Below are 3,778 nucleotides of genomic sequence, written 5' to 3'. Positions count from 1 at the left end.
CCGCCAGCGAGAACCCAGACCTTCACGCAGTAAATGCAAGCCAGTGCTGAGTGCACGCCCGCTCCTCCTGCCACATGACCGGCGATGTCCCCCCGATTCGCGACTGACAACCGACGTCAAGCGGAGAGGCGCTGACCGAAAATGCGGCGAGAGATTAATGTCCGGCCGGAAAGTCGGGCCAAAGGGAGCCCGGGCTGCTGACGGATGCCATTCAGGATGCATACGTACCGGAACCAGCAGGCCATGTTGCACTGATTCCTAATGTGGTCTGTCAAGTGGCGAGGGCTGCCGGTGGTGTGAGTTCGTAGAACCGTCCATCGCGGAGGAGGGCCCAGAGGACGTTGACACGGCGGCGGGCGAGGGCGAGGACGGCTTGGGTGTGGCGCTTGCCTTCGGCGCGTTTGCGTGTGTAGAACCGGCGGGATTCCTCAGACCGTCGGATGCTGAAGAGCGCGGAGGTGTAGAGGACGCGCTGGAGCCGTCGGTTGTAGCGCTGCGGCCGCCGTAGGTTTCCGCTGTTCTTGCCGGAGTCGCGCGGGACGGGTGCGACGCCGCCGAAGCCGGCGAGGCGGTCCGGTGTTCCGAAGACGGACATGTCGCCGCCGGTGGCGGCCAGGAACTCAGTCCCTAGGATGATGCCAAGGCCGGGCATGCTGGTGATCACATCGAAGTGGCGGTGGCCGCGAAACCGGGCCTCGATGAAGCTTGTCCAGTTCGGCGACCTGCTCGTTGAGGGTCATCACCGCCTTCGCCAAGGTGTGCACCATCTGGGCGGTCAGCGTCTCCCCGGGCAGGCTGGTGTGCTGGCGCTCGGCCGCTTCGACCGCGGCCTCGGCGAGCTGGTCGGCGCGGAGGACCTTGCGGTTGCGCAGTCAGGTCTCCAGACGCCTGGCGCCGAGCCGACGGATGGCCGCAGGTGTCTGGTAGCCGGTCAGCAAGGTCAGCGGACCCTTGTTGGTGAGGTCCAGAGCCCGCTCCAGACCGGGGAAGATCCCGGTCAGCTGGGTCCTCAGCCGATTGACGGTGCGAGTGCGGTCGGCGACGAGATCCATGCGGCGGCCGGTGAGGATCTTGAGACAGGATCCCAAGACCTGCTTGAAGACCTTGGGGCTATGGCCTCGGGCGGGATGCCAGGAGATGTGCTGCGCGCGGCGCTCCTCGCGACAGAGACAGGACCGTGGCGACTGGAACTGCACCCTCTATCCACAACACGACGACATGGCTGGCGGGTCCCGAACGGCCGGACCGCCGGATAGCCAGTCTGGAAATCCTTTGCCCATCACCTGGCACTTCCTGCCTCACCCATCTCCAACTCTCAAACTGCACCGCTCCGACCCGTACGGGTGATAAATGGTGGTGCTTGTGAGACAGGGAAGAGAATTCGAGGAACGGGGTAAGCCGGGGCGACTGCATGAGCTAGGGACCCTCTTGGGGCTGAGCCTATTGCGAATCACGTGATCTTGTGCTGCGTCAGTCAGAGGCTTTAGCTGCAAGTTGGGGTGATTGGGGCGTGAATCTTAAGTAACTGATACTTGGTTCAGGTAATTTATACTCGATTCAACTGGAGGTGCTTGTCTATGCATCGCCCTGCTGTGATCATTGATTAAATTCCGGTGACCGGCCATTTATCTTGTTGTCGTAGCCTAAGGATTCGCAACCGCGTGCAATCGTCAGGATTGGTTGATGGTCGGAGGTTTAGGGAATGGACCAATTGGCGAGTCTGGGTGTTTCTGGTGTCGCTGAACAGGTATATCGGTACCTGCTGAGGAACCCCGACGCGGAAGTATCAGATGCTGCTGCACAGACGGCATTGGATCGCGACGTTCTAGACGAGTCTCTCGACCAGTTGGAGCACTTCGGCCTTATCCGCCGGCGGGGTCGTAACCTACTTGCTCTCGACCCGGCCATCGTCGTGGAGCGGCTCGTTGAGCAGCGCCTGGAAGCTGCTACTGAGGAAATTCGCAAGATCAGTTCTGCCCGTCGCTCGATTGCCTCACTCATCCGTGAACGCGACACCGGCCTCAGCCCGACCCAAGCCCCTAACCTGGAAGACATCGAGCATATCCAAGGCCTGCAACAAGTCCGCGATCGCCTCGAAGACCTCGCCTTCTTCACTCACCACGAAGTCCTGGGCCTGTACCCGGACGGAGCGCTACAACCGGCCGCGATCGCTGCCGCCCGCCCACTCGACCTGCGCTGCCTGCGCCGAGGCACCATCGTGCGCACCATCGTCCTGCGCAAGGCACTGGACGACCCTGCCACCAGCGCCTACCTCACCGAGATCTCCAGCCTGGGCGCACGTATCCGTACCATCGATAAGCCTCTGGACCGAATGCTCATATACGACCGCGAAATCGCGCTCGTCCCTCTCGACCCCCACGACAGTAGTCGCGGCGCTCTGTTGGTACGCCAGCCATCTCTGGTAACAAACATGATCACCCTGTTCGAGAAGACCTGGACAGCCGCCCAAGACCTGCCCCGCCCTGACCGAGACCATCCCGATCCTGACACGCTCCTCACCGAGACCGAACACCAAGTCCTCGCCATCCTCAGCCGCACTGAAAAAGACGAGAGTGGCGCCCGAGAAATGGGTATCTCAGTCCGTACCTTCCGCCGCTACACCGCAGACCTGATGCTCCGCCTGGGTGCAGCCAACCGGTTCCAACTCGCCCTCTTCGCCCAAAAACGCGACTGGATCTGATCGCGACCTGCTTGGGCCTCGGACTGATACAGCTGGACCGAGTACTGATCTGGTTATATTCGGCGGTTGACCTGGAGTGGTGGCGCATGCAGGCGGCTGATTTTTCGAACAGGGGACGTAGCAGATCGAGATCGTGGAGGCACCCGGGGTGACGCCGCAGGCGGTCAGCCTGTGGCGTCGGGCATAAGCCCTACTCGTACCGCCCGTCCGCAGCCCAGAATGCGGGCCTCCGCCGACGGTGAGCAGACACCGAAACCACCCCAACCTGGCGAGACGCATAACCGCAACCTTCACGGACTACGCGCACCAGACGACCTCTGAGACCCGTAAGTCGCCTTCGCCCAGCCTGCACGGACCTCTGCAGACCCGCTGCCCAGGCGGCGAGGATCTCTGAAGCAGTCGTGCCGTCTTCACCGCGCGTTCAGTTCACGCCCTTCGGGCGTAGATGAGCCAGGAGACATGCTCAACCAGGCCCCCACCGCCGTGTCGCAGAGGGCGAGCCCCAGGGTCAGCACCGATGTGGCCAGCCGGCGCAGCTACCGAATCCAGCGCCAGCGAGGAGGCCGGGAGCGGTGGGCACCGCGCCGACGTGCGATGCCCGCTCTGCGTAGCGTGTTGGCGTAGGCCTGCCCGGACTTCAGACACCACCGCCAGATTGTCTCGTAAGGAGATGATGACGCCGCGCTCGAGCATCAGTTCCTCGATCTCGCGGTGGCTGAGGGGAACAGTGGTACAGCCAGACGCACTGCGCGATGATCTCTACCGGGTACTGGTGGTTCTTGTACGGCGGCGGCACATCCGACACTGGCAATCCTCTCCCGGAGACACACCACCCGAAGATCATCCCACTCCCAGCGGAGTTTCGGTCTTTCCAGGCATGGGGCTCTCACCAGCACAAACACGTACATACAGGACTTTGCGGCAGCCCCCTGATGCGCCCGCCCGCGTGTTCCCCTTCCCAAGGCGCCACCAGCCCACGGAGCCGGAACTTCGTTGCGGGCGTGGCCGGCCGCTGGACCGTCGCCACAACGTCGTGAGCAGCCCATCCGCCTGATCACCAAGACTTTGAAGCCGCCC

Annotated in this window: 1 protein-coding gene and 2 pseudogenes; 1 reads left to right on the top strand and 2 read right to left on the bottom strand. The window is 62.8% G+C overall.

Annotated features, from left to right (window positions below; all coding sequences use genetic code 11):
• Positions 1-271: 271 nt before the first annotated feature.
• Positions 272-1,076 (bottom strand): annotated as a pseudogene (locus ACIGXE_RS37545) (IS110 family transposase); the annotation flags it as partial.
• A 626-nt stretch (positions 1,077-1,702) separates the two neighbouring features.
• On the opposite strand from ACIGXE_RS37545, the gene ACIGXE_RS37540 reads away from it, so the two are divergent.
• Positions 1,703-2,701, top strand: a complete 999-nt coding sequence (locus ACIGXE_RS37540) for a LuxR C-terminal-related transcriptional regulator (RefSeq protein WP_399754648.1) — start codon at positions 1,703-1,705, stop codon at positions 2,699-2,701.
• Between the two features lie 602 nt (positions 2,702-3,303).
• On the opposite strand, the pseudogene ACIGXE_RS37535 reads toward ACIGXE_RS37540, so the two are convergent.
• Positions 3,304-3,545: pseudogene (locus ACIGXE_RS37535) on the bottom strand (IS6 family transposase); the annotation flags it as partial.
• Positions 3,546-3,778: the final 233 nt, after the last annotated feature.

This window comes from Streptomyces sp. NPDC053431 (genome assembly GCF_044544925.1).
GTDB lineage: Bacteria > Actinomycetota > Actinomycetes > Streptomycetales > Streptomycetaceae > Streptomyces.
The sequence above is the reverse complement of the archived record's forward strand: the minus strand, read 5'-3'. Positions and strand labels throughout refer to the sequence as shown.

Coding starts and splice junctions, on each gene's coding strand:
- ACIGXE_RS37540 (WP_399754648.1), top strand. CDS start 1,703: ATGGACCAATTGGCGAGTCTGGGTGTTTCTGGTGTCGCTGAACAGGTA.